The 24,461-nt window shown below is 69.3% G+C and carries 22 protein-coding genes and 1 pseudogene; 10 read left to right on the forward strand and 13 right to left on the reverse strand.

The genetic code is table 11. From position 1 onward, the window contains the following. Nucleotides 1-156 precede the first annotated feature (156 nt). A pseudogene (locus tag KIH27_RS16260) lies at nucleotides 157-3,365 on the forward strand (LuxR C-terminal-related transcriptional regulator). A 20-nt stretch (nucleotides 3,366-3,385) separates the two neighbouring features. On the opposite strand, the gene KIH27_RS16265 reads toward KIH27_RS16260, so the two are convergent. Together KIH27_RS16265 and KIH27_RS16270 are read right to left on the reverse strand one after the other, a co-directional pair. Beyond that, the gene (locus KIH27_RS16265; protein WP_214094001.1) at nucleotides 3,386-3,790 is read right to left on the reverse strand and encodes a hypothetical protein; all 405 of its coding nucleotides are present in this window, start codon (nucleotides 3,788-3,790) and stop codon (nucleotides 3,386-3,388) included. Nucleotides 3,791-3,999: 209 nt separating this feature from the next. Next, nucleotides 4,000-4,989 (reverse strand): malate dehydrogenase, encoded by a 990-nt coding sequence (locus KIH27_RS16270; protein WP_214094002.1) that lies wholly within the window; start codon nucleotides 4,987-4,989, stop codon nucleotides 4,000-4,002. Nucleotides 4,990-5,213: 224 nt separating this feature from the next. Here KIH27_RS16270 and KIH27_RS16275 point away from each other — a divergent pair, with 224 nt between their 5' ends. The 3 genes from KIH27_RS16275 to KIH27_RS16285 all read left to right on the forward strand — a co-directional run bounded on the left by KIH27_RS16275 (nucleotide 5,214) and on the right by KIH27_RS16285 (nucleotide 8,455). Beyond that, nucleotides 5,214-6,713, forward strand: coding sequence for a PQQ-binding-like beta-propeller repeat protein (locus tag KIH27_RS16275; RefSeq protein WP_214094003.1), 1,500 nt, complete (start codon nucleotides 5,214-5,216; stop codon nucleotides 6,711-6,713). Between the two features lie 102 nt (nucleotides 6,714-6,815). Next, nucleotides 6,816-7,880, forward strand: coding sequence for a magnesium/cobalt transporter CorA (gene corA, locus KIH27_RS16280; protein WP_214094004.1), 1,065 nt, complete (start codon nucleotides 6,816-6,818; stop codon nucleotides 7,878-7,880). A gap of 152 nt (nucleotides 7,881-8,032) precedes the next feature. After that, the gene (locus KIH27_RS16285) at nucleotides 8,033-8,455 is read left to right on the forward strand and encodes a hypothetical protein (protein WP_214094005.1); all 423 of its coding nucleotides are present in this window, start codon (nucleotides 8,033-8,035) and stop codon (nucleotides 8,453-8,455) included. Between the two features lie 104 nt (nucleotides 8,456-8,559). On the opposite strand, the gene KIH27_RS16290 is transcribed toward KIH27_RS16285, so the two are convergent. From KIH27_RS16290 to KIH27_RS16315, 6 genes are read right to left on the reverse strand one after another with little or no spacing between them, the layout of a single operon-like run. Continuing rightward, the gene (locus KIH27_RS16290) at nucleotides 8,560-9,168 is read right to left on the reverse strand and encodes a suppressor of fused domain protein (protein WP_214094006.1); all 609 of its coding nucleotides are present in this window, start codon (nucleotides 9,166-9,168) and stop codon (nucleotides 8,560-8,562) included. Continuing rightward, nucleotides 9,165-10,313: an ABC transporter ATP-binding protein gene (locus tag KIH27_RS16295; protein WP_214094007.1), complete on the reverse strand. Its 1,149-nt coding sequence runs from the start codon at nucleotides 10,311-10,313 to the stop codon at nucleotides 9,165-9,167. Before KIH27_RS16295 ends, KIH27_RS16290 begins: the two co-directional genes overlap by 4 nt. 4 nt (nucleotides 10,314-10,317) lie before the next feature. Beyond that, nucleotides 10,318-11,169 (reverse strand): carbohydrate ABC transporter permease, encoded by an 852-nt coding sequence (locus tag KIH27_RS16300; protein ID WP_214094008.1) that lies wholly within the window; start codon nucleotides 11,167-11,169, stop codon nucleotides 10,318-10,320. Beyond that, complete coding sequence (locus KIH27_RS16305) at nucleotides 11,166-12,047, reverse strand: carbohydrate ABC transporter permease (protein ID WP_307856906.1); 882 nt, start codon at nucleotides 12,045-12,047, stop codon at nucleotides 11,166-11,168. The genes KIH27_RS16300 and KIH27_RS16305 overlap by 4 nt, the downstream gene beginning before the upstream one ends. Then, on the reverse strand, nucleotides 12,044-13,447 hold the full coding sequence (locus KIH27_RS16310) for an extracellular solute-binding protein (RefSeq protein WP_214094009.1): 1,404 nt from the start codon (nucleotides 13,445-13,447) through the stop codon (nucleotides 12,044-12,046). The genes KIH27_RS16305 and KIH27_RS16310 overlap by 4 nt, the downstream gene beginning before the upstream one ends. Next, entirely contained in the window at nucleotides 13,444-13,974 is a 531-nt protein-coding gene (locus tag KIH27_RS16315; RefSeq protein WP_214094010.1) for a YflT domain-containing protein, read from the reverse strand. Before KIH27_RS16315 ends, KIH27_RS16310 begins: the two co-directional genes overlap by 4 nt. 150 nt (nucleotides 13,975-14,124) lie before the next feature. On the opposite strand from KIH27_RS16315, the gene KIH27_RS16320 reads away from it, so the two are divergent. After that, nucleotides 14,125-14,661: a DUF4190 domain-containing protein gene (locus KIH27_RS16320; RefSeq protein ID WP_214094011.1), complete on the forward strand. Its 537-nt coding sequence runs from the start codon at nucleotides 14,125-14,127 to the stop codon at nucleotides 14,659-14,661. A 17-nt stretch (nucleotides 14,662-14,678) separates the two neighbouring features. Here KIH27_RS16320 and KIH27_RS16325 read toward each other — a convergent pair whose 3' ends face one another. Then, nucleotides 14,679-15,647: an HpcH/HpaI aldolase/citrate lyase family protein gene (locus KIH27_RS16325; protein ID WP_214094012.1), complete on the reverse strand. Its 969-nt coding sequence runs from the start codon at nucleotides 15,645-15,647 to the stop codon at nucleotides 14,679-14,681. 24 nt (nucleotides 15,648-15,671) lie between these two features. On the opposite strand from KIH27_RS16325, the gene KIH27_RS16330 reads away from it, so the two are divergent. The 4 genes from KIH27_RS16330 to KIH27_RS16345 all read left to right on the forward strand — a co-directional run bounded on the left by KIH27_RS16330 (nucleotide 15,672) and on the right by KIH27_RS16345 (nucleotide 20,206). Then, nucleotides 15,672-16,970 carry a magnesium transporter MgtE N-terminal domain-containing protein gene (locus KIH27_RS16330; protein ID WP_214094013.1) on the forward strand — a complete coding sequence of 433 codons (1,299 nt, stop codon included), beginning with the start codon at nucleotides 15,672-15,674 and terminating at the stop codon, nucleotides 16,968-16,970. Further along, a complete protein-coding gene (locus tag KIH27_RS16335; protein WP_214094014.1) occupies nucleotides 16,967-17,506 on the forward strand; it encodes a DUF1003 domain-containing protein in 540 nt (179 codons plus the stop codon). Before KIH27_RS16330 ends, KIH27_RS16335 begins: the two co-directional genes overlap by 4 nt. Nucleotides 17,507-17,640: 134 nt before the next feature. Beyond that, nucleotides 17,641-18,972 carry a lytic transglycosylase domain-containing protein gene (locus tag KIH27_RS16340; RefSeq protein WP_214094040.1) on the forward strand — a complete coding sequence of 444 codons (1,332 nt, stop codon included), beginning with the start codon at nucleotides 17,641-17,643 and terminating at the stop codon, nucleotides 18,970-18,972. A 76-nt stretch (nucleotides 18,973-19,048) separates the two neighbouring features. After that, nucleotides 19,049-20,206 (forward strand): Mrp/NBP35 family ATP-binding protein, encoded by a 1,158-nt coding sequence (locus KIH27_RS16345; RefSeq protein ID WP_214094015.1) that lies wholly within the window; start codon nucleotides 19,049-19,051, stop codon nucleotides 20,204-20,206. Nucleotides 20,207-20,233: 27 nt separating this feature from the next. Here KIH27_RS16345 and tatB read toward each other — a convergent pair whose 3' ends face one another. The 4 genes from tatB to sigE all read right to left on the reverse strand — a co-directional run bounded on the left by tatB (nucleotide 20,234) and on the right by sigE (nucleotide 23,492). Beyond that, the gene (tatB, locus tag KIH27_RS16350; RefSeq protein ID WP_214094016.1) at nucleotides 20,234-20,623 is read right to left on the reverse strand and encodes a Sec-independent protein translocase protein TatB; all 390 of its coding nucleotides are present in this window, start codon (nucleotides 20,621-20,623) and stop codon (nucleotides 20,234-20,236) included. Next, complete coding sequence (gene htrA / locus KIH27_RS16355) at nucleotides 20,624-22,111, reverse strand: serine protease HtrA (protein ID WP_214094017.1); 1,488 nt, start codon at nucleotides 22,109-22,111, stop codon at nucleotides 20,624-20,626. 90 nt (nucleotides 22,112-22,201) lie between these two features. Then, nucleotides 22,202-22,597, reverse strand: coding sequence for an anti-sigma E factor RseA (gene rseA, locus KIH27_RS16360; RefSeq protein WP_214094018.1), 396 nt, complete (start codon nucleotides 22,595-22,597; stop codon nucleotides 22,202-22,204). Nucleotides 22,598-22,700: 103 nt separating this feature from the next. Then, nucleotides 22,701-23,492, reverse strand: a complete 792-nt coding sequence (gene sigE / locus KIH27_RS16365) for an RNA polymerase sigma factor SigE (protein ID WP_372451405.1) — start codon at nucleotides 23,490-23,492, stop codon at nucleotides 22,701-22,703. Nucleotides 23,493-23,681: 189 nt separating this feature from the next. On the opposite strand from sigE, the gene KIH27_RS16370 reads away from it, so the two are divergent. After that, complete coding sequence (locus KIH27_RS16370; protein ID WP_214094019.1) at nucleotides 23,682-24,344, forward strand: O-methyltransferase; 663 nt, start codon at nucleotides 23,682-23,684, stop codon at nucleotides 24,342-24,344. Nucleotides 24,345-24,461: the final 117 nt, after the last annotated feature.

Raw genomic sequence — 24,461 nt, forward strand, 5'->3', positions numbered from 1 at the left:
TCGGCATCCGGAGGCCGGTCGGCAACACAACCGGTGTGGTGACGTCGCGCAGACGATGAACCTGAGACTTCCATGCGGATTGTTGCGTTCGTCACTAGCATCAACGGTATCGATGCGGCACAACGGGGTGCCGTGTCGGACTGGAGCACCGTAGTTGTGAACGCGCTACCGTCGTCGCGGACCGTGACGTTGCTGTCGGCAGGTGTCGACGGATGTGCGCCGGGGTCGAAAGCGCCGACCCCGGCGCGACTTGGCCGCGCGATCACGGCCGTGGTCACGGCTCACCGCGGGGTGCACGTCGCGGAACCCGACCCGCACAGCGGAGAGTTCGTGGTCTGCTTCGCCTGCGCCAGTGATGCTGTCTCCTGCGCGCTGGAGTTGCAACGAGCACCGTCGGTGCCGCGTCCCTTGCACATCGGCGTGCACACCGGCGAGGTGCACGCCCGGGACGACACCGGGTACGCCGGCTCAACCCTCGACCGCGCGACGCGATTGCGGGACCTGGCGGATGCCGGCCAGACTCTGCTGTCCGGGGTGACGGCGGACTTGATAGCCGACCGGTTACCTGCGGATTCCTGGCTGACCGAGCTGGGCAGCTGTGCGACACGGAATCAACCACGCCTCGAACGGGTGGTGCAGGCGTGCCATCGCGATCTGCGCAGCGTGTTTCCGCCGCTGCGGGCGAGCGACGCGGCGGCCGGCGGTGCTGTTCCGGCGGCGCTGACGAGTTTCGTGGGACGACAGGCTGAGTTGGGCGAACTGCAGGCACTGGTGGCCGAGCACCGCCTGGTGACGTTGACCGGGTCCGGCGGGGTGGGCAAGACCCGGCTGGCAGCCGAGCTTGCCACCGGGTTCGGCGACGGGCTGGCCGCCGGGGCGTGCTGGGTGGATCTGGCACCGATCAGCGACGAGAACCTGGTGGCGGTGGCCGTGACCCGTGCCCTGGGGCTACCCGATCAGCCGAGCCGTTCGGCGACCGAGATCGTGATCCGGTTCATCGCCGGGCGGCAGATGCTGCTGGTGTTGGACAACTGCGAGCATCTGCTGGATGCCTGCGCGACGCTGGCTTCTGCGCTGCTGAGCGCCTGCCCGCACCTGACCGTTCTTTCCACGAGCCGGGAGCCGATCGGGGTCGCCGGTGAAGTCGTCTGGTGCACGCCGTCACTGTCGCTGGCCGACGAGGCCGTCGAGTTGTTCACCGACCGGGCTCGGCTGGCCCGGCCGGACTTCAGCGTCACCGCCGACAACGCGACGACTGTGGCCGAGATCTGCCGGCGCTTAGACGGTGTCCCGTTGGCGATCGAGTTAGCCGCGGCCCGGGTGCGGGCATGGTCGCTGCCTGAGATCTCCGACGGTCTGCGGGATCGGCTTCGGTTGCTCACCGGCGGGGCGCGCACCGCGGTGCCGCGCCAGCAGACGCTGCGCGCGTCGGTGGACTGGTCGCACGCCTTGCTGAGCGAACCCGAACGCAGGACGTTTCGCCGGCTGGCGGTGTTCGTGGGGGGCTTTGACCTTGCTGCGGCCACCGCCGTAGCCGATGTGGGATCGCAGCACGACCAGATCCTCGACGAGCTGACCCTGCTGGTGGACAAGTCACTGGTGGTGACCGACAACACCCGGCCGGTGACGCGTTACCGGATGCTGGAGACGGTGCGTCAGTACGCCCTGGAAAAGCTCGACGAGTCCGGGGAAACCCCGACGCTGCGCACCCGCCACCGTGACCACTACACCGGACTGTTCGACGTCCCGATCGCCACCGGCGTGCAGCAGCGGATCGAGCAGGCCGAAGTCGAGATCGACAATCTGCGGGCCGCGTTCGCCTGGAGCCGGGAACACGGCGATGCCGAACGCGCGGCACGACTGGCGTCGGCTCTGCAACCGCTGTGGCTGCGCGGCCGAATCGTGGAGGGGCTGGCCTGGTTTGACACCGTTCTCGCCGACGGCGCCGCACTGACGCCCGCGGTGCGGGCGCGGGCGCTCGCCGACAAGACGATCCTCGACCACTTCACCGGGGCGTTCGACGTCACCGATCAGATCGAGCCGGCGCTGACGATCGCCCGCGACCTCGACGACCCGACCCTGTTGGCGCAGGTGCTCACCGCCCGCGGCGCCATCAGTGCGTTCAGCCCCGACGTCGCCGTGCCGTACTTCAATGAGGGATCGTCCTCGCTCGCGCGGTGGGCGACGACTGGCGGTTGAGCCACGCCCTGGCCTGGCGGGCGTTGTCGGCCTATGTCGCGGGAGATCCGGTCGCGATACGTATCGCGGCCGACGAAGGCCGCGACCTCGCCGACGCGACCGGTGACGGGTTCTACTCCAGGATGTGCCGCTGGAACATCGCGATGGCGCAGTGGATGACGGCGGACCTGGTGGAAGCCGCTGCACAGTTCGGCGACGTGGCGGTCGAGGCCCAGGCCGCCCACGATCCGGTGTTCACCGCGTTCGGCCTTATCTGTGTGAGTAAAACGGTTGTGCACCAGGGTCAGCCGGATCGCGCACGTGCGTCGGCGGAGGCCGCTCTAGACGTCTCGGCGGGTACCACGGTCCTGCAACGAGGCGCGAGCCTCGGGGCGTTGGCGGATGCGTTGCTGACCGCCGACGATGTCGCGGCAGCGGCAGTCGCCGCCGATGCGGCGTGGCAGGCCTGTCCCCTGGTGGGGCAGTTGGCAATACAGTCCTATCCCATGGCCCGGGCCGCGCTGGCCGGCGGTGACGTACTCGCGGCGCGGCGCTGGGCCGATGACGCCGTCTCGGCGGCTTCCGGCGCGCACCGCATGGGGTTGTTGGCGACGAGCGTTCGGATCGCGATCGCTGAGGGTGACGTTGAGCGGGCTGAACGCGATGCCCATGATGCCCTGACGATCGCCTCGCAAACCAAGGCGCACTTGACGATTCCCGACGTGATCGAATGCCTGGCAGCGCTGTCCACCGGTTCAGGGCGGCACCGGGAAGCCGCGCGGCTCTTCGGTTCGGCGCAGGGCATCCGCGACCGCACCGGGCAGGTCCGCTTCGCGATCTACGACACGGACCACGAGACCTCGTCGGCAGCACTGCGTGCCGAACTGGCGACCGCGGACTTCGACACCGCCTGGGCCGAAGGTGCCGCACTCTCCACCGATGAGGCGATCGCCTACGCACGGCGCGGGCACGGTGAGCGCAAGCGACCGGCGAGCGGCTGGGGTTCACTCACGCCGACCGAACTCGACGTGGTGCGATTGGTCAGCGCAAGCCTGTCCAACAAAGACGTCGGCACAAAGCTTTTCATCTCACCGCGAACCGTGCAGGCCCACCTCAGTCACGTGTACGCCAAGCTCGGTGTCGGCTCGCGCATGCAGTTGGCGCAGGAGGCCGCCCGGCACGCCTGACCGCCGCAGCCACCCCACGGTCAGTACGGGCGGTGGCAGTCGCCGTCGAGCGTCCACACGTTGCCTGGCAGGTTCGGACACGGCCGCCAGTTGTCCGGCGGCGGCGCCACCGGCGGGCAGATCTTCCCCAGGACCATGTTGCGCCCCCAGCAGTTGAACGTGTAGGTGTCCGCCGCGGAGATGTTCCCGATGCATTTGTTCACATCGTCGAGCACGAAGTACAGCGTCTCCGAGGGACAGGCCACCCACCGGTCGCCCCACGGGGGAACCGGCGGGCACTGCTGCGTGTTCGGCACCAGGTGCGACCAGCAGAAGTAGGTACCGGGTGGAAGCGCCTCGGCAGGCGCGGCACGCACCAGCACCCCGGCGCCGAGCGTCGTGGCCACCCCCAGGGTGACGGCAGCCGCGGTATTGACCAGCTTCATCGGTGTCCTCCCTTCGGCGATGTGCCGATAGCGGCACATTCGGCTCCGATGAGTCGACTATCCGATGGGAGGCCCGGAAGAACATCGGCCAAAGCGCGTAATAAACGGCCCCGGCGGATCGCAGTCTGCCACCGCCCGCCGATCGGGGCGGGAAACGAATCGGCCTCCCGCGCGGATTGCGCGGGAGGCCGATTCGGTCAGCGTTCCGATCAGATGAGGCCGAGACCGGTGACCGCGTCGCGCTCCTCGGCGAGCTCAGCGGTCGAGGCGTCGATCTTGGCGCGGGAGAAGTCGTTGATCTCCAGGCCCTGCACGATGCTCCAGTCGCCGTTCTTGGTGGTGACCGGGAACGACGAGATCAGACCCTCCGGCACACCGTAGGAGCCGTCGGAGACCACGGCCATCGACACCCAGTCGTCGGCCGGGCTGCCCTGCAGCCAGTCCCGGGCGGCGTTGACGGTCGCCGACGCGGCCGACGCGGCCGACGAGGCGCCGCGGGCGTCGATGATCGCCGCGCCGCGCTTGGCGACGGTCGGGATGAAGTCGTTCTCGATCCAGGCCTCGTCGTTGACGACCTCGGCGGCGTTCTTGCCGTTGACCTCGGCGTGGAAGATGTCCGGGTACTGGCTGGCCGAGTGGTTGCCCCAGATCGTGACCTTCTTGATGTCGGTGACCGGTGCGCCGGTCTTCTTCGACAGCTGCGACAGCGCCCGGTTGTGGTCGAGGCGGGTCAGCGCCGAGAACCGCTCCCGCGGGATGTCGGGGGCGTTGCTCATCGCGATCAGCGCGTTGGTGTTGGCCGGGTTGCCGGTGACGCCGACACGGATGTCGGAGGCGGCGACGGCGTTGAGCGCCTTGCCCTGGGCGGTGAAGATGGCGCCGTTGGCCTCCAGCAGGTCACTGCGCTCCATGCCCGGGCCGCGGGGGCGCGCACCGACCAGCAGGGCCAGGTTGGCGCCGTCGAAGATCTTGTTGGCGTCCGAGCCGATCTGCACACCCGACAGCAGCGGGAACGCGCAGTCGTCGAGCTCCATGACGACACCCTCGAGTGCCTTGAGGGCCGGCTCGATCTCCAGCAGGCGCAGCTCGATCGGGCGGTCCGGGCCGAGCAGCGAGCCGCTGGCAAGGCGGAACAGCAGGCTGTAGCCGATCTGGCCGGCGGCGCCGGTGACGGCCACCTTGAGTGGGGTTGTGCTCACGTCGAGTGCTCCTTGGGCGGGATAGTACGGCGGTGGTCCGCAGTCGAAACTATCCCATTCGTACTGGCCCGTAACTTCGGGACCCCTGAACCCGGCGGAACCCCGCGACGGCCACCGAACCCAGCCTGGAGGCGGCCGGCCTGACTGCAGAAGTGACTGGACCGTCGATCCTTATAGTCTCGGCGAATGTCGCAGTCTCAGCGCGTTGACCGAGCAGGACACCCATGACGTATCCCGCCGGGGGATATCCCCCGAACAACGACCCCTTCCGGGAGATTCCGCCAGCGTGGCACACACCGGGCAACTCTCCGTTCGGCAACCCGCAGGCAGCGGGCGGGTATCCGTACGGCAGCCCGCCGCCTCCACCTGACCCGACGCCGCAACGCACCAGGACGGCGTTGGTGGCGGCACTGGCGATGACGGTCGTCGTTCTGGTGGCAGGTGCCGGGGTACTGGCGTGGAAGCTGACACCACGCGACGACGACGCCCCACCGACGGTTGCCGCTGCACCGGTTCCGGTCGAACCGGCGGCGCCGGTCGACGCTCGACCTCGCCCGTCGACCAGCCACCTCGTGCCGTCGCTCGAACAGCCGCCGGCGGCGCCGCGCTGGGTGTACGCAGCCGGGGGCAGTGGCAAGCGCTACCCGTTTGTGGCCGGGGGCAACGCGGCCATGGTCATCGTGGCAACCGATGTCGAGGGCGTCATCGCACTGGACGCCGCGACCGGCGCTCCACTGTGGCCACGACCAGCCTTACCGGCCGGTGCCGACCCGCAGTTCTATTCCGGCATGCAGTGCGCGATAGACCGCGCCAGCACGACCGTCGCGTGCGGTTTTGTAGCCCCGAACGGCCAAAACCGCATGACCGTGTTCTTCGACGCGACAACCGGTCGGGAGAAAAGTCACACCGCGGCAGACGGCGACAACATATACCGGGTCGGCGACGGTTTCGTCGTGACGGGTTCGAATTCCGCGACCGGTTATCGAGCCGACGGAACGCAAATCTGGAAGCTTGACACTGACTCGCCGCTTTCCGTCTACGGCGATCAGGGGATCGCGTTCTTGTATCACGACGTCGTTGATGCGACGACCGGGGAGATGATTGTCCGCGACGTGAAATATTCTTCGTACGTCGTGCACACCACTGGATTTGCACTTTTCAATGAATATACGGATATCATCGACTTCTACGACTTCACCGGCAAGAAACTCTCGACGATTGCGGGCCAAGGCTTTAAATTGGCCCGCAGCCCCGACTGGTCGGGACCCGAACGGACGCACCCGGGAGCAGCACAACCCATCGCTTTCAACGGGTCATCAGGCGAGATCCGGGGACTCGACGGTCTTTCCGGCCGGGTTGTCTGGTCCGAGCACACCCGGGAGCAGTTGGACTTCAAATCCTTGTCCTACCCAGACGTCACGGCTGTCGACCAGACATGCTTCTTCTACGTATCCCGTTCGGATCTGCCGGACAATCTGAGCCGGGTCAAGATGCAGACCTGCTCCACCGAAAGCGCCAATCCATTCGTCGACATAGCTGTGTCTTTCGACTACCTTGCCGGCTCGGATGGGCAGCGGATGCTGCTGAGGTTCACCGACGATGCGCGCTGTGTGGACAGCGCGACCGGCCGGGAATTGTGGCGAACAGACCAGATGACGAATCCGAGGTGGGTGGGCAACGGCGTTTACGCATCCCGTCACAAGGAAGTCGTTCGCTGGTTCTGATCTGACGGTTGCGCGTGCCGTGGCGCACCCGGCTACGACGGCCGCCCGCGCGTAGCATTGACCCGCACGAACCCCGACCCGCACCGCATTGGGAGGGCGGCCATGGCGGCCTCACGCGAACAGCCCAGCGGTCCCGCGCTCGGCCGCGCTTCGGTGGTGTCGGCGATGGTCGACTGCGGTGTCTACGCCGACGGGGTCCGGCTGCCGGGAACCTACGCTCCCGCCGAAGCGCTGACCGAGGTGCGCGAGGTCGAGGCGACGGGCCGCAATGCGTTCGTCTGGATCGGCCTGCATCAGCCCGACAACAGCCAGATGCAGGCCGTGGCAGACACTTTCGGGTTGCATGAGCTCGTCGTCGAAGACGCGGTGCACGCCCACCAGCGACCCAAGCTGGAGTTGTACGACGACACCCTGTTCCTGGTGCTCAAGACGGTCAACTACGTGCCGTTCGATTCCGTCCTGCGGGCTCGCGAGATCGTTGAGACCGGCGAGATCATGGTTATCGTCGGCAAGAACTTCGTCATCACCGTCCGGCACGGCGAGCACAGCGGCCTGGCCGACGTGCGCAAGCGACTCGACGCCGACCCCGAGCACATGCGGCTAGGCCCGTACGCCGTGATGCACGGGGTCGCCGACTACGTGGTGGACCGCTACGTCGAGGTGACCAACCTCATGGAAGCCGACATCGACGCCGTCGAGGAGGTGGCGTTCTCCCCCGGTGCGCGCATCGACGTCGAACCGATCTATCAGCTCAAGCGGGAGATCGTGGAGCTGCGCCGCGCGGTGGCCCCGCTGTCGGGGCCGTTTCAGCGGATACAGACCGAGCACCGGGATCTGATCGGCAAGGAGATTCGCCGCTACCTGCGCGACGTGGCCGACCACCAGACCCACGTCGCCGAACAGATCGCCAGCTACGACGAGATGCTCAGTTCTCTGGTGCAGGCGGCGCTGGCCCGGGTCGGCATGCAGCAGAACACCGATATGCGCAAGATCTCGGCTTGGGCGGCCATGCTGGCGGTGCCCACGCTGATCGCCGGCATTTACGGAATGAACTTCGACCACATGCCGGTACTGCACTGGGCGTGGGGCTACCCGATGGCGCTGATCGTGATGCTGTTCGTTTGCGGTGCCCTGTACCGCACCTTTCGGCGCAACGGCTGGCTCTGAGCGCGTCCGCCCCATTTACCCTCCACCAGTCACGAGCCTCCAACCCTCGGCTTTTTACGCGCTTTGGCTGATGTTCCCGGGCCGTGTCGTCGCATAGTCGGCTTAGTAGTGCCGGGCACGGAGCACCGACGCGCGGGTAAAAGGAGCCGATCATGAAACTAGTGAAGCTGGCAGGGGCTACCGCCATTGCAGCAACCGCAATCGGCGCGACGGTGGCATTCAGTGCGGCACCCGCAGCGCACGCCGACCACGAATGCACGCTCGGAGCGATCACGCTCGTCCACCCGGACTGGATTCCCTGCGTGCCGGGAGCCACCGATGTGCCCGTCCGTGACTTTATCCTCGCCGACCTAGACACGCAGCCTGTGGAAGCCATTCCGAACATCAACAAAGGTGGGCAGGTCGGTGTCAACGCACCGCCGCTGTCGGTGAACGTATTCAATTGTTGGGGCCAGGACATTCCGTTCGGGTACATGTGCCCGTCAGACCGGCCGAACCCCAGTGACTGGGTTGCCTGCAACACGTGGCCGCCGACTTCGGTGGTCCGGTCGCTCGCGGAGTGCCCACGCCTGTAGTGCCTGTTACGGAGGCTGTTTCCCGCCTCCGCGACCGTGCATAGTTGACCACCCCCACCTGCGGAAATGCCGGTCAACTATGCACGGTCGCGCAGAGAAGGAGATCAGCGCGGTTCGGACGCCGGCCGGTCGGGGTCGAACACGTCCACGCCGTCGGCACGCCAGGCGTCGCGCATCGCCTCGGCGCCCTTGAGCCGCACCCAGGCCGCCTCGGTCGCGGTGATCGGGATGGCCGACAGGAAGTGCACCGGTTCGCGTGGTTCGGCCAGCGGCAGATCGGCGATGTCGCTGTCACCGAGCAGCACCGCGGTGAACGGCACCGCGCCGGACTCCCGCATCCACAGCGGCTGCCCCAGATCCAGCAGCGCATCGGGCGCCAGCACCACACCCTCCACCATCGGTGCGGACGCCAGCGCCGCCAGGCTGCGGGCCAACCCGGTGTCGGAACCCGAAACCCGCAGCCGCAGAACCAGTTCGGCGCGCGGACCGTTCACCGGGTCGGCCAGGATCTGACTCGGATCCCCCATCGGCAGCCGAGCGCACCCCACCGATGCGTAGTGCATCATCCGGTCGGTGCCGGGGCCGAACCGCAGCACCTCGATCGGTTCGGCGCCGACGAACATGATGCGCGCCACCTCGGGGTCGGTCTCGATGCCGGCGGCGGCGAAATGCGCGCGCAGGTGCGCCCGCACCCTGGTCAGATCCTCACTCACGGAGCCTCATTCGATGGGACGGTCAGGTTCACCCCGGAGGCGGCATCGAAGACGACCACCTTCGCCGGGTCCAGTGCCAGTTCGATCGACTGGCCGCCGGTCGCCTTCGACTCGGCGGGCACCCTGGCCACCGGTGCCGCACCCTCGCGCGGGTCCATCGGTGCGTCCGGGGTGAAGTACACGTATTTGTCGGCGCCCAGCGACTCGACCAAATCGACCCGCGCCGGAAAAGTCAGCGCCGCGGCGCGCTGCGCGTCGTCGAGCAGGCCGGCGTCGCCGAGATGCTCGGGGCGCACGCCGACCACGACGTCATCGCCGCTCGACCCCGGGTGACTGTCGATCACGTCGCGCACCGGCCGGGTCAGGGCGACTTCGCCGAACGGCATCCGCACCCCGGCCGCGGTCAGTGTGCCGGGGAAGAAGTTCATCGCCGGGGAGCCGACGAAACCGGCGACGAACAGGTTCGCCGGCCGGGTGTACAACTCGTCGGGTGTGCCGATCTGTTGCGCCACACCGCCGCTCATCACCACCACCCGGTCTCCCAGCGTCATCGCCTCGGTCTGGTCGTGGGTCACGTACACGGTGGTGGTGCCCAGCCGGCGCTGCAACCGGGCGATCTCGCTGCGCATCTGTACCCGCAGTTTGGCATCCAGGTTGGACAGCGGCTCGTCCATCAGAAATGCCTTGGGATGACGCACGATCGCCCGTCCCATCGCGACCCGCTGACGCTGCCCGCCGGACAGTTGCGACGGCTTGCGGTCGAGCAGCGCGGTCAGGTCGAGGATCTCGGCGACCTCGGCGACCTTCTCGGCGATCTGCTTCTTCTTCATCTTCGCCAGCGTCAGCGGGAACGCGATGTTGCCCCGCACGGTCATGTGCGGGTACAGCGCGTAGGACTGGAACACCATCGCGATGTCCCGGTCCTTCGGCGCCTTGTCGTTGACCCGTTCACCGCCGATCAGCAGATCCCCCGACGAGATCTCCTCCAGCCCGGCGATCATGTTCAGCGTGGTCGATTTCCCGCAGCCGGACGGGCCGACGAGGATCAGGAACTCGCCGTCGCCGATCGTCAGCGACAGATCCTGCACGGCCACCGCACCATCCGGGTAGCTCTTGTTGACGTGCGACAGGACGATCTCTGCCATCGGTCTATCCCTTCACCGCGCCGGAGGTCAGGCCCGCCACGATCCGCCGTTGGAAGATTAGAACAAAGACGATGATCGGCACCGTGATCACCATCGCCCCGGCGGCGATGGATCCGGTCGGTTCCTCGAACTGCGAACTGCCGGTGAAGTTCGCGATCGCCACCGGTGCGGTGATCGACGCCTTCGTCGCGGTCAGCGACAGTGCCAGCAGCAGGTCGTTCCAGGCGAAGATGAACACCAGGATCGCCGCGGTCACGATGCCCGGCGCCGCCAGCGGTGCGATCACCCGGCGGAACGCCTGGCCGGGGGTGGCGCCGTCCATCTTGGCGGCCTTCTCCAGATCCCACGGGATCTCACCGAAGAACGCCGACAGCGTATAGATCGCCAACGGCAGCGCGAACGTGATGTACGGGATGATCAGCCCCGGCCAGGTGTCGAACAGCCCCACGGCCCGCTCGATGTCGAAAAGCGGTGTGACCAGCGAGATCTGCGGGAACATCGCGATCAGCAGGGCAGCGCCGACCAGCGCCTTCTTGCCGGCGAAGTCCAGGCGGGCCACCGCATAGGCCGCCATCGCCCCGATCGTCACCGCGATCACCGTGGTGATCAGCCCGATTCCGACCGAGTTGATCAGTGCCGAACCGAACGGTGACCCGGTGCCCCGGCCGGTGAAGATCGCCCGGTAGTTGTCCAGTGTCACCGACGCCGGAATCAGCTTGCCGTCCTTCACCGTTGACGTCGGTTTGAGCGACAGGGACAGGATCCACAGCACCGGAACCAGCGCGTAGACGATCACCGCGAAGTCGACGACCACCCAGAACGCGGCCCGACCTCCGGGGCCCCGATGCGCCGTCATCGCGGGTCCGTTCCCGGTGCGGCCGCGCCGAACACCTTGACGAAGACGACCGCGATGAGCGCGACGCAGAGGAAGATCAGCACCGAGATCGCCGATCCCAGGCCGACGTTGAAGCCCTTGAACAGGTTGTCGTAGCCCAGGATCGAGACCGACCCGGTGTTGTTCGAGCCGCTGGTGAGCACGTAGATGTTGTCGAAGATCCGGAACGCGTCGAGGCTGCGGAACAGCAGCGCCACCAGGATCGCCGGTTTCATCATCGGCAGAATGATCTTGACCAGTCGCCGCCACGGCCCGGCGCCGTCGACCTGCGCGGCCTTGAGCAGGTCGTCGGGGACCAGCGCCAGCCCGGCAAGCAGCAGCAGCGCCATGAACGGCGTCGTCTTCCAGACCTCGGCCAGCACCACGACCGCCAGCGCCGGGACCTGATGGGTCAGCGGCGCACTGCCGGCCGGCAGCAGGTTGGCCAGGTAGCCGGTCCCCGGGGTCCAGGCGTAGTACCAGCTGTAGGCCGCGGCCACCGTGACGATGCCGTACGGGATCAGCACCGCGGTGCGCACCGCCCCCCGGGCGAACAGCGTCCGGTGCATCACCAGGGCCAGCGCCAGGCCCAGCACGAATTCGATCGCCACCGAGACGACGGTGATCGCCGCGGTCACACCCAGCGCCGTCCACCAGTAGGAGTCGGTCAGCGTGGTCTGGTAGTTGGCCAGCCCGACGAACGCGGTGTCGTCCGGGGTGGCCAGGTTGTAGCGCAGCAGGCTCAGCCAGATGGCGTAGCCGATCGGGTAGGCCGTCACCGCCAGCATCAGGATCACCGCCGGCGCGACCAGGGCGACCGCCAGCCGCCGCTGCGCCCGGACGTCATCGGTGCGCGTCACGGGATCAGCCCCTTGCCGTCGACGGCCTTCTGCACCTGCACCGCCAGGTCGTCGGCGGTGCGCTCCGGGTCGATGCCGGTGATGGGCGCCAGGGTGGCCGACATCCGAGTGGACACCACCTGGTAGACCGGCGTCACCGGGCGCAGCGCGGCGTCGGTGAGCTGCCGGCGGATCACGGTGTGCTGCGGGTATTTCGCCTGGAACTCCGGGTCGGCGTAGACCGAGGCGCGCACCGACGGCAGCCCCCCGTCGATCGCCAGATATTTCTGGTTCGCCTTGCTGCGCAGACAGCGCACCGCTTCGAACGCCTCCGCCCGATGCCGGGTGGTCTTGGCCACCGCCAGGTTCAGCCCGCCGAGGGTGACCTTGGCCGGTTGCCCCGGCTGGACCGCCGGGTACGGCGCGTAGCCGAGCACCCGACGGCTGGCGTCGTAGGCGATCCGGAACTGCTGATCGGTGGGCGTGAACGCCCCGACCGAGTCGATGCTGCCGGCCAGGTCCGAGCGCCGATTCAGCGGCAGAAACGCCACCCCGCCCTTGACCGCGTTCTCCAGCATGGAGGGCAGCACGAACGGCCAGTTCACCTCCAGCGCCGCGTTGCCCTGCTCCAGCGCCAGCCGGGCGGTGCCCTCGTCGGTCTGGGTGACCGACGGGTCGGCGCCGGGCGCGTCGGCGACCGCCTTCATGATCCGCAGTGCCGCAACGGTTGCCGCGCGGTGCTGCGGGGTGTCGGTCAGGGTGACGGTCGTGCCGTCGTCGGCGAGCACCCGGCCGCCGGCGCTCTCCAGCAGCGTGTTGAACCACACCACCAGGCCCTCGTACTGCTTGGCCTGCACCGCGATCCAACTCGGCTCGCCGGCGGCGTGCAGTCGGGCCGCGTCGGCCAGCACCCCATCCCAGGTGGTCGGCGCCGTGCCGACCAGATCCGGCCGGTACCAGAGCAACTGGGTGTTGGTGGCGACCGGCGCGGCGTAGAGCCGCTGCTTCCAGCGTGCGGTGGCCAGTGGGCCGGGCAGGATGTCGGCGGTGACGTCGGCTTCGGCGCGCCCGGCCGGGTCCTCGGACAGCGGCAGCGCCCACCCGGCCTCGGCGAACTCCGCGGTCCACACCACGTCGAGTCCCATCACGTCCAGGGTGCGGTCGTTGCCGGTGAGCCGGCGGGCCAGTTGCAGACGCTGATCGTCGGCGGCGCGCGGCAGGCTGAACGGCCGGATCACGAACCGTCCGTTGGCCTCGGCGGTGCAGCGCTTGGCCAGCGCCCCGAACGTGGAGGCGTCGTTGGCAGGCGTGTACAGGCTGACCACCGGCCCACCGCCCACCGGCTCGCCGGTTCCGCACCCCGAAACCGCCGATGCGGCAACGAAAGCCGTCAGCGCCGCCGCGCCCAGCCGCCGGATCACAGCGTCAGTCGCGCCAGCAGATCCCGGCCCTGTTCGGCACTCTGCGGATCGCACAGCACGTCGTATCGTCCCGCGACCAGTTGCATGGTGGAACTGAAATCCCTTGTGCCGCGGGCCATCGCATACGGGACCGAGGAGGTGATCAGCCCGAAGAACACCCCGGCCACCAACCCGGTCACCAGCGCCTGCGTCGGGTTGGAGCTGAAGATGCCCAGCACCAGGCCGATGAACAACCCCAGCCAGGCACCGGTGATCACGCCGCCGCCGAGCACCTTGGGCCAGGTCAGCCTGCCGGTGACCCGTTCGACCTGCATCAGGTCCACACCGACGATCGTCACCTGCTGCACCGGGAACTGCTGGTCGGAGAGGTAGTCCACTGCGCGCTGCGCCTCGGCGTAGGTGGGGTACGACCCGATCGGCCAGCCCTTGGGCGGCGTCGGCAGCCTGGCGACGTCACGGCGGCGCGCGGCGATCGATGCCGCACCGAGTGGATCGGGCGCCTGTCCGGGCTGGAAGGGGCTGGTCATCGATCCTTCTCTCGTCGAGGGCCGGTACATCTGCGTCGCACCGCCCGGGCTGCCGGGTGTCTGCTGCCATCTTCCTCAACGCGGCGGGCCGCCGGTCGGCACCCCCGAAGAGCCCTTACGGCCGTCGTCACTTCCGCTAGGTTGAACAGCATGACAGTTCCCGGCGAGGGTCCTGGCGAGAATCCGGAAGGTGACGCGGATCAGCCCCGGTCGGACCCCGCCCCGTACCCGCCGAACCCGCCGGGCTTCGGGCCCTACCCGGCTCCCCCACCCGGATACCCGGCACCCGGATACCCCCCGCCGGGCTATCCGACACCCACGTATCCCCCGACTCCCGGCTACCCGCCGGCACCCAGCTACCCACCGGCTCCCGGTTACCCGCCTCCCGGTTACGGCGCGCCCACCGACTACCCCGCCCCGGGCTACGCAACGCCGTACCCGGGCAGTTACCTCCCGTCGGGCCCGCCACCAGGAGGCACGAACAAGACGGCCATCGCGTCGCTGGTGTTCTCCCTGCTCGGGCTGGTGCTCTGGCCGCTGGCGGTCGTGGGCATCGTGCTGGGTGGGGTCGCAGTCGCTCAGACCGGGAAACCCGGTGCCGTCGGTCGCGAACTGGCGATCGGCGGGACCGCCGTCGGCGTGTTCGCGATCGCTGCCGGCCTCGCCTACCAGTTGTGGCTTAGGTAGCTCACCGCCGGCGCCGGTCAGGCCGGTGGTGTGAACGGCGGCGCCTCCCGGCGCATCCCGGCGGCCCGCCCCTTACCCGCGATCACCAGCGCCATCTTGCGGCTGGCTTCGTCGAGCATCTCGTCGCCGAGCATCACCGCGCCCCGGGCGCCGCCGGCCTGCGAGGTGTGCCAGGCGTAGGCCTCCAAGATCAGTTCAGCGTGGTCGTACTCGGCCTGGCGCGGACTGAAGATCTCGTTGCCGGCCGCGATCTGATCCGGGTGCAGCACCCACTTGCCGTCGTACCCCAGTGCCGCGGACCGGCCGGCGACCCGCCGGAACGCGTCGACGTCGCGGACCCGCAGGTACGGCCCGTCCACGGCGGCCACCCCGTGCGCGCGGGCGGCGACGAGGATCGTCATCAGCACATGGTGGTAGGCGTCGCCCTCGGTGTAGCCCTCCGGCTGCTCACCGACCTCCAGGGTGCGGGTGTTCAGGCTGGCCATCAGGTCGGCCGGGCCGAGCACCAGCGCCTGCACCCGCGGCGCGGCGGCGATCGCGTTGATGTTCATCAGCCCGCGGGCGTCCTCGATCTGCGCGTCGATCCCGATCTGCCCGACCGGCAGGCCGTGAATGGTCTCCAGTTGGGTGAGCAGCAGATCCAGCGCCTGCACGTGCGACGCCTCCGACACCTTGGGCAGCACGACGACGTCCAGGCGCGCCTCCGGGGCGGCGCCGACCGCCGACACCACCTCGATCAGGTCCGCGTGGGTCCAGGGCGTCGTCCAGTCGTTGACCCGCACCCCCAGCAGCGGCGCCGACCAGCCCGGCATCGCCAGCGCCGCGGCCACCCGGGAGCGCGCCTGCGTCTTGGCGGCCGGTGCGACGGCGTCCTCGAGGTCGAGGAAGACCTCGTCGGCCGCGAGGCCCTTGGCCTTGTCGATCATTTTCTGGCTGCTGCCCGGCACGGACAGGCAGGTCCGGCGGGGGCGATAGGCGTTGGTCACCCAAATACTCCTACCCTTTCAACCATGGCGTCGGTCAACAGGGTTTACGCGGCACGGTTGGCGCGGATGCTGGTGCTCGGCCCGTTCGGTGAATCGGTCGGCCGGGTCCGCGACATCGTGATCAGCATCAGCATCGTGCGTCAGCAACCTCGGGTCCTGGGCCTGGTCGTCGAACTGCCGACCCGCCGGCGCATCTTCGTGCCGATTCTGCGGGTCGCTGCGATCGAGCCGAACGCGGTGACACTGAACACCGGGAACGTCTCGCTGCGCCGGTTCAACCAGCGGCCCGGCGAGGTGCTGGTGCTCGGGCAGGTGCTCGACACCAAGGTGCGGGTCAACGACCCGGAGTTGCCGGAGCTGGCCGGTGTGGACGTGGCCATCACCGACCTGGCCCTGGAGCAGGCCCGCACCCGGGACTGGCTGGTGACCCGGATCGCGGTGCGGCACTCCCGGCGGCTGGGCCGACGGGCGGCGGTGCACGTGGTGGACTGGCACAACGTGCAGGGACTGACGCCGTCGGCGCTGGCGATGCCCGGTCAGGGGGTGGCCCAGCTGCTGCAGCAGTTCGAGGGGTGGCGGCCGATCGAGGTAGCCGACGCGATCCGCGAACTGCCCCCGAAGCGCCGTTACGAGGTGTTCAACGCACTGGACAACGCCCGGCTCGCCGACATCCTGCAGGAGTTGCCGGAGGAGCGGCAGGCCGCGGTACTGGGCCAGCTGGGCACCGAGCGCGCCGCCGACGTCCTGGAGGAGATGGACCCCGACGACGCGGCCGACCTGCTCGGGGCGATGAACCCCACCGAGGCCGAACTGCTGCTGGCGCGGATGGACCCCGACGACTCCGACCCGGTGCGCCGGCTGCTGGAGCACTCCCCGGACACCGCGGGCGGGCTGATGACGTCCAACCCGGTAGTGCTCACCGCCGACACGTCGGTCGCCGAGGCGCTGGCCCGGGTGCGTGACCCCGACCTGACGCCGGCGCTGTCATCGCTGGTGTTCGTGACCCGCGCCCCCACCGCCACGCCGACCGGGCACTACCTGGGGTGCGTCACTCTGCAGCGACTGCTGCGGGTTCCACCGGCCGAACTCATCGGCGGGATCGTCGACTCCGACCTGCCGGCGCTGAACCCGGCGGTGTCGTTGGCGGAGCTGACCCGCTATTTCGCCGCCTACAACCTGGTCTGCGGACCGGTGCTCGATGAGCAGAACCACCTGCTGGGCGCGGTGACCGTCGACGACGTGCTGGACCACCTGCTGCCGGATGACTGGCGCGAAACCCCCGAGCCGGATCTGGGGCCGAAACTCGCCGGGAGGCCGTCATGACCGACCGCACGTCATCGCAGCGGCTGTCCACCCCGCGCACCTCACGGATCCCCAGCCTGCGACTGGATCCCGACGCGCTGGGCAAGTTCACCGAGTCCGTCGCGCGGTTCTTCGGCACCGGGCGCTACCTGGCCATCCAGACCCTGATCGTGGTGGCGTGGATCGTGCTGAACGTCTACGCGGTCCGGTTCCGCTGGGACCCCTACCCGTTCATCCTGCTCAACCTGGCGTTCTCCACCCAGGCCGCCTACGCCGCGCCGCTGATCCTGCTGGCCCAGAACCGTCAGGAGAACCGCGACCGGGTCAGCCTCGACGAGGACCGCCGTCGCGCCGCCCAGACCAAGGCCGACACCGAATACCTGGCCCGCGAACTGGCGTCGCTGCGGTTGGCGGTCGGTGAGGTCGCCACCCGCGACTACCTGCACCACGAACTCGAACGGCTGCGCGAGGTGCTCGAGGACCTGCGCCCCGACCCGCGCGAGTCCGACACGGCGACCGCCGAACCCATCACCCGGCAGTCGGCTCAACCCAACTGATCCACATGCAGGGCCGATAACCGTCACCGCCCGGTGTGACGTTAGGTATGGTGACCTAGTTCACGATGCGCTCGCGATGCGACACAGCGGCGCAGGACGTTTGACGACGGCGAACGACGGGGGGCGGTGACGTGCTGACAAGGCGCGCAGACACCGGGCGTCGATCCCGCACGGCCGGGTTGCGGCGGGCGGCTCGCGGCGCCCTGCGGCCGGCGTTCGGCCTGGCCTTCATCACCCCGCTGGTGTTCGCCGGCGCCGTCGGCGCAACCCCCCGCTCACCGACGCTGACACTGCCACTGCGCAACGCCGCGGTCACCCCGCTGGCAGCGGTGGCCTCCACCGGCGGACACTCGTCGGGTCCCGCCGTCGTCGCCGTTCAGCGCCCGCCGGTTGACGTCCACGTCGTCGCCGCGGCCACCTCGGCACTGCCCCCGGCCGCGGTGGTGTACGCCCCGGGCACGCTCGGGATTCCGAAGATGGCGCTGTCGGCCTACCGCAACGCCGAGCAGCGGATGGCGGTCGCCGCCCCGGGGTGCGGGATCACCTGGAATCTGCTCGCCGGGATCGGCCGCATCGAGTCCGGCCACGCCAACGGCGGCGCCACCGATATCCGCGGGACCGCGCTGCAGCCGATCTACGGGCCGGCCCTGGACGGCACCCTGCCCGGCAACGAGGTCATCGTGCAGGCCAGCGCGCCCGGCCGGGTGGTCTACGCCCGCGCGATGGGGCCGATGCAGTTCCTGCCCGGCACCTGGGCACGCTATGCCGCCGACGGCGACGGCGACGGCAAGGCCGACCCGCAGAACGTCTACGACGCGACCCTGGCGGCGGCCGGCTACCTGTGCAGCGGCGGATTGAACCTGCGCGACCAGTCCCAGGTCCTGACCGCGATCCTGCGCTACAACAACTCGATGGCGTACGCCCAGAACGTGCTGGGCTGGGCCGCGGCCTACGCGACCGGTGTCGCGCCGGTAGACCTGCCGCCGATCATCGGGGCGCCACCGCCGATCGCCGACATGCGCCTGGAGCACCTCGAACACCCCGAAGGCCTGGGGCCGGGCTCGCCACTGAACCTGCACGGCCTGACGCCGGGCGACCCGGCGGCGGCCACCCAGTTGATCACCCTGGGCCAGCAGGTGCCGGAGACCTCACCGGGGAACCTGCCCTGGACGCTGCCGTGGATGACACCGGCCGACACGCGCCCGACGATCACCTGCGGGGTGATCTGCCTGGAGCCGCAGACCCGGCCCGGGGTCGCTGCGCCGCCCTACGCGGTTCCGCCTGCACCGGACGCCGCACCCGCACCGATGCCGCCGTATGCCGTCGCACCGGCACCGCCTGTTCCGCTGGACGCACCGCCGCCCGCCCTGGGCCCGCCACCCGCGCTCGCCCCGGCCCCGGCCCCGGCCCCGGCCCCGGCCCCGATGCCGGCGTACGCCGTACCGCCCGCGCCACCCTCCCCCTAGCCGGAACGCTCCGGCCGGGCAAGTCGACCAAGATCACATTCGGCGGTCGCCGCGCGCTGCCTTAGACTCATCTGTGATGTCCGAGACGCCTGAAGACAACAAGGTCCTGCACGACAAGATCTACGCTGCCCTGGGCACGGTTCTGGACCCGGACATTAAACGTCCGCTCACCGAGCTGGGCATGGTCAAGAGCATTGAGATCGCCGACGACCACAGCGTGCACGTCACGATCTACCTGACGATCGCCGGCTGCCCGATGAAGTCCGAGATCACCAACATGGTGGTCAACGCGGTCAGCGACGTCCCGGAGACCGGGCCGGTCAAGGTGACCCTGGACGTGTTCAGCGACGAGCAGCGCGCCGAACTACGCAAGCAGCTGCGCGGCAACGACGCCGCCGAGCCGGTCATCCCGTTCGCCCAGCCCGGTTCGCTGACCAAGGTGTACGCGATCGCCTCCGGCAAGGGCGGCGTCGGCAAGTCCAGCGTGACCGTCAACCTCGCCGTGGCACTGGCCGAACGCGGCCTGTCGGTGGGTGTGCTCGACGCCGACATCTACGGCCACTCGGTGCCGCGGATGATGGGCGTCACCGGGTTGCCGACCCAGGTCGAGTCGATGATCATGCCGCCGCAGGGCTACAACGTGCGAGTGATCTCGATCGCGATGTTCACCAAGGGCAACACCCCGGTGGTGTGGCGCGGCCCGATGCTGCACCGCGCGCTGCAGCAGTTCCTCGCCGACGTCTACTGGGGCGACCTGGACATCCTGCTGCTCGACCTGCCGCCGGGCACCGGCGACATCGCGATCTCGGTGGCCCAGCTGGTGCCGCCCGCGGAGATCCTGGTGGTGACCACCCCGCAGCTGGCGGCCGCCGAAGTGGCTGAGCGGGCCGGGGCGATCGCCCTGCAGACCCGTCAGCAGGTGGTCGGCGTGGTGGAGAACATGTCCGGGCTGGCGATGCCCGACGGCAGCGTCATGCACCTGTTCGGTGAGGGTGGCGGCGAGCGGGTCGCCGACCGGCTGACCAAGGCGATGGGCCGCGACGTGCCGCTGCTCGGCCAGGTGCCGATCGACTCGCAGATGGTGACCGCCGGCGACTCCGGTTCCCCGGTGGTGCTCGACCCCGACTCGATCGCGGGCAAGGAGCTGCGTCGGATCGCCGACAGCCTGGCCACCCGTGGCCGCGGCCTGGTCGGCATGTCGCTGGGCCTGGACACCGGCAACACGAAGCGCTGAGCGCCGGCTACGACGGCGAGCCGCGGGCTAAGTAGCGTCGGTGTCGAACGGCGCCGGCGTACCCGGCGCCAGCCGTGCCGGAGCCGCCGCCGGCACCTGCATGGCGAGTGGGTCTTCGGCCAGCTGACTGACCGCACTGAACAGCGAGTCGTCGCCGTCCAGCAGATGCTTGGTCAGCGCGGCCCGCGGCGTCATCCCCCGCAGCTTCTGCAGTTCGCTCAGCGGCGCTCGCAGGTCGTCGAACTCGGGTCCGATCTCGTCGCGCAGCGCGCCGGTGGCGTTGGCCAGATAGTCGCGGGCCTGCCGCAGCGTCGTCGTCGTCCACCGGATCGCGCCCGGTAACCGCTCCGGGCCGAGGATCACCAGGCCGACCACCACGATGACCAGCATCTCGCCCCAGCCGACGTTGGCGAACATTTAGCCGTCGGCGGTCGGGGTCACGGTGAGCGTGACGTGGCGGCCGTCCCGGACGACCTCCACCGGCGCTTCCTTGCCGATCGTCAGCTGGCGCACCGCCACCACGAACTCGTCGGCGTCGGCGACCGTGCGGTCACCGATCTTGACCACCACGTCGTTCTCCAGCATCCCGCCCTTCTCGGCGGCACCGCCCACCTTGACGTTGGCGATCTGCGCGCCGGAGGCGACCGCATTGCTCACCGAGCGGGCGCTCACCCCCAGCGTCGGGTGCACGATCTTGCCGTCCTTGATCAGCGCCTGCGCCACGACCTTCATCTCGTTGACGGGAATCGCGAAGCCCAGGCCGCTGGCACTGTCGGACAGCGACTTACCGGCGGTGTTGATGCCGATCAGCTGGGAGTCCATGTCGATCAGCGCGCCGCCGGAGTTGCCGTGGTTGATCGAGGCGTCGGTCTGGACGGCGTCGATGACGGTGTCGGTGTCGGACTCCTCGCCGGACAGCGGCACGGGCCGGTGCACCGCACTGACGATGCCGTGGGTGACCGTGCTGCGCAGTCCCAGCGGGGCGCCGGCCGCGATCACCTCGTCGCCGACCCGGATCTTGTCGGAGTCACCGAGACGCACCACGCTCAGGTTGTCGACGTTGTCGACCTTGAGCACCGCCAGGTCGGTTTTCGGGTCCCGGCCGACCAGGTTGGCCAGCACCTCTTTGCCGTCGTTGAAGACCACGGTGGTCTTGAACTTGCTCGGGTTGCTGGCCGCTTCGGAGATGACGTGGTTGTTGGTGACGATGTAGCCCTTGCCGTCGATGACGACGCCGGAGCCCTGCATGCCGGTGTCGTCGCTGACGCACTCGATGGTCACCACGGAGTTGCCGACGGCGGCGGCGACCTTGGCGAACCGGCCGGCCGGCTCCTCGGCGTTGCCCTTGGTCGACAGCGTCACCTTCGAGTGGGTGATCGCCGCGACCGGCTGGGCCACCGCCCAGCCGACCAGGCCACCGAGGGCACCGGCCACCAGCGCGATTGCACCCAGGATGGCCAGTGCGATGTAGGACACCCGGCCGCCGAACAGCACGTCGCGCACACCGAGTCGGCCTTCGGCCGTGTTGACGATCGCCGGCGGCGGTGGGACCACCGCCGGTGCGCCCAGTGCGGCGCCGGCGGCGGGGTCCCGCCACGGGTCGGCGGCCGCCTCCGCCCCGTTCGGCTTGCCGTTGCGGTCCAGCGCGCCGGCGTCGGCGGGGTGGCGCTGCAGCGACGGGGCACCGCCGAACGGCCGGCCGAAGGCCTCCTTGAGCACCGGGTCCGGCGGCTGGTCGCGTGGTGCGAACTCGCCCTGCTCGAGGTGGTGCTTGGCGCGGCCGTCGGCGGGCGTGAACGATCCGCGCACACCGTCGGGACGGCCGAACGTCTTCTCGGAGGCACTGTCCACCGGCGGCCGGTAGACGGGCCGCGGCGCCAGGCGGGTTTCCTTGTTGGAGCTCACGTAATCCTCTCCCGGGTCTACCCGCGGGTCCGCACCCGGACGCTGGGGAAAGCGCGCGCTACGGGGCGCTGGCACTGCATCGCACCTACCTTACCGGCGCTTGCGACGGTCGTGCGGTTTGCCATCCGGGAATGGGCCCGGTGCCGGCGGCGTCGGCTCATCGGTCGGTGAGTCGGGGATCTGGGACAGCATCCCGAGCAGGTTGGCCGGAATCCGGATCGGATGCGAATCCCGCAGCACCGTCCGCGCCCGACTCTGGTAGTCCACCTCGGCCGCGCAGTCCGAGCACAGCGACAGGTGGTGAGCGGCGCGCAGGTGGGCGTTCATCCGCAGTTCGCCGTCGACGTAGGCGGTGATCGCCTCGCTGGACAGGTGCTCGGTGGACCCGAACTGCCGGGGCGCGCCGACCGGGGCGTCGCTTTGGGAGGCGAACTGCGACGGCAACCAGGAGAAAGCGCGGCGGAATACACCTCCCCGGTCCGTCACCACCGGACTCCTCTCCCGAATTCGCCAACACCGTCCACGGCTATCTAAAGAATGTAGCGCGGGATGGCGCAACGACGGGGAAACCGCCGGTGCGAACTGCGGATCAGCGCGCCGCGGTGTCGCCGACGCTCGCCGCCCCCTGCTGCCCCGGGCGAGCCGCCAGGTAGTCGCGCAGCGCCTGCCGGCCCCGGTGGATGCGGCTGCGCACGGTGCCGAGTTTGACGCCCAGCGTCGCGCCGACCTCCTCGTAGGACAGTCCCTCGATGTCGCACAGCACGACGGCGGCCCGGAACTCCGGCAGCAACGAATCCAGCGCGGCCTGCAGGTCGGGGTCCAGGCGCGCGTCGTGGTAGATCTGCTCGGGGTCGGGCTGGTCGGCCGGCACCCGGTCATAGTCTTCCGGCAGCGCTTCCATGCGGATGCGGCCGCGGCGGCGGACCATGTCCAGGAACAGGTTGGTGGTGATGCGGTGCAGCCAGCCCTCGAACGTTCCGGGCTGGTAGCTGTGCAGCGACCGGAACACCCGAATGAAGGTCTCCTGGGTGAGGTCCTCGGCGTCCTGCTGGTTACCGGCGAGCCGGTACGCCAGGCGGTACACCCGGTCCGCATGCTGGCGGACCAGTTCGTCCCACGACGGCATGGCCGCGACGTCACCGGTGGCGTCGAAGACCGCGGTCCCCTGCGGTTCGTCGGGTGACTCGACCCAGTCATCTCCCCGGTAGCGGTCCGGGTGGGTGGCCGGGTGCGACATCGCGACCGGGGGCAGCAGATTGGTTATGGCGTGATCCTCCACGACGGGGCCGCCGTCGGCTGACAGCAGCGCAACGTCGGGGACAACACGTGCCAGGCGCCTCGTATTCCGTGCGTTTCGAGGCTGGTTGTTACCTCGTTCCATGCGAATACCGTTGCCTACCGCCTTGTGTCCGCTCTGTGTCGCCACTGAACACGAACTGTGAACTTGTGTTCGAATGCGGGCGGCGCTGCGGTTATGCCCGCAGGTAACGATATGGACGCCGATCACAGCCCGGGCGTGTCGGGCCGACGCGCGGGGACTGCAACCGCCGGTGTGACCTACGCTGCGCACATGGCCGACGACACCCCCGACGGAGCGCCTGCCCGCAGCCGGGCCGACGCTCTCCTCGCGCACGCCGAGGGTTCGATGTCCGAGGACGCCGTGCTGGCGGCCGCCCGCGACCGCGCCGGGGAGATCGGCGTCGGCTCGATCACCGCCGCGGTGGGTGCCCTGCTGAGCCTGCTGACCAAGCTCAGCGGCGGCAAGGCGGTCGTCGAGGTCGGCACCGGTGCCGGCGTCAGCGGGCTGTGGCTGCTGTCCGGGATGGGCGAGGACGGTGTGCTGACCACGATCGACATCGAGCCGGAGCACCAGCGCACCGCCAAGCAGGCGTTCGGCGATGCCGGCATCGGGCCGTCGCGCACCCGGTTCATCAGCGGTCGGGCTCAGGAGGTGCTGACCCGGCTGGCCGATGAGTCCTACGACCTGGTGTTCGTCGACGCCGACCCGGTCGACCAGCCGGAATACGTGCTGGAGGCCGTTCGGCTGCTGCGTTCCGGCGGCATCGTCGTCGTGCATCGGGCCGCCCTGGGCGGTCGGGCCGGCGACCCCGCGGCCAACGACCCCGAGGTCGTCGCGGTGCGCGAGGCCGCACGGCTGATCGCCGAGGACGAGCGCCTCACCCCGGCACTGATCCCGCTGGGCGACGGCCTGCTGGCCGCCGTGCGCGACTGAGGTCAGACCCCTCCCCCTATAACCCCTTCCCCTGTAACCCCTTCCCCGCGAGCGTGCACAGCTCACCGGCAAAACCGCAGGTGGGGGTGGTGCGTTATGCACGGTCGCGAGCCGTTG

Source organism: Mycolicibacter acidiphilus, assembly GCF_018455725.1.
Lineage (GTDB): Bacteria > Actinomycetota > Actinomycetes > Mycobacteriales > Mycobacteriaceae > Mycobacterium > Mycobacterium acidiphilum.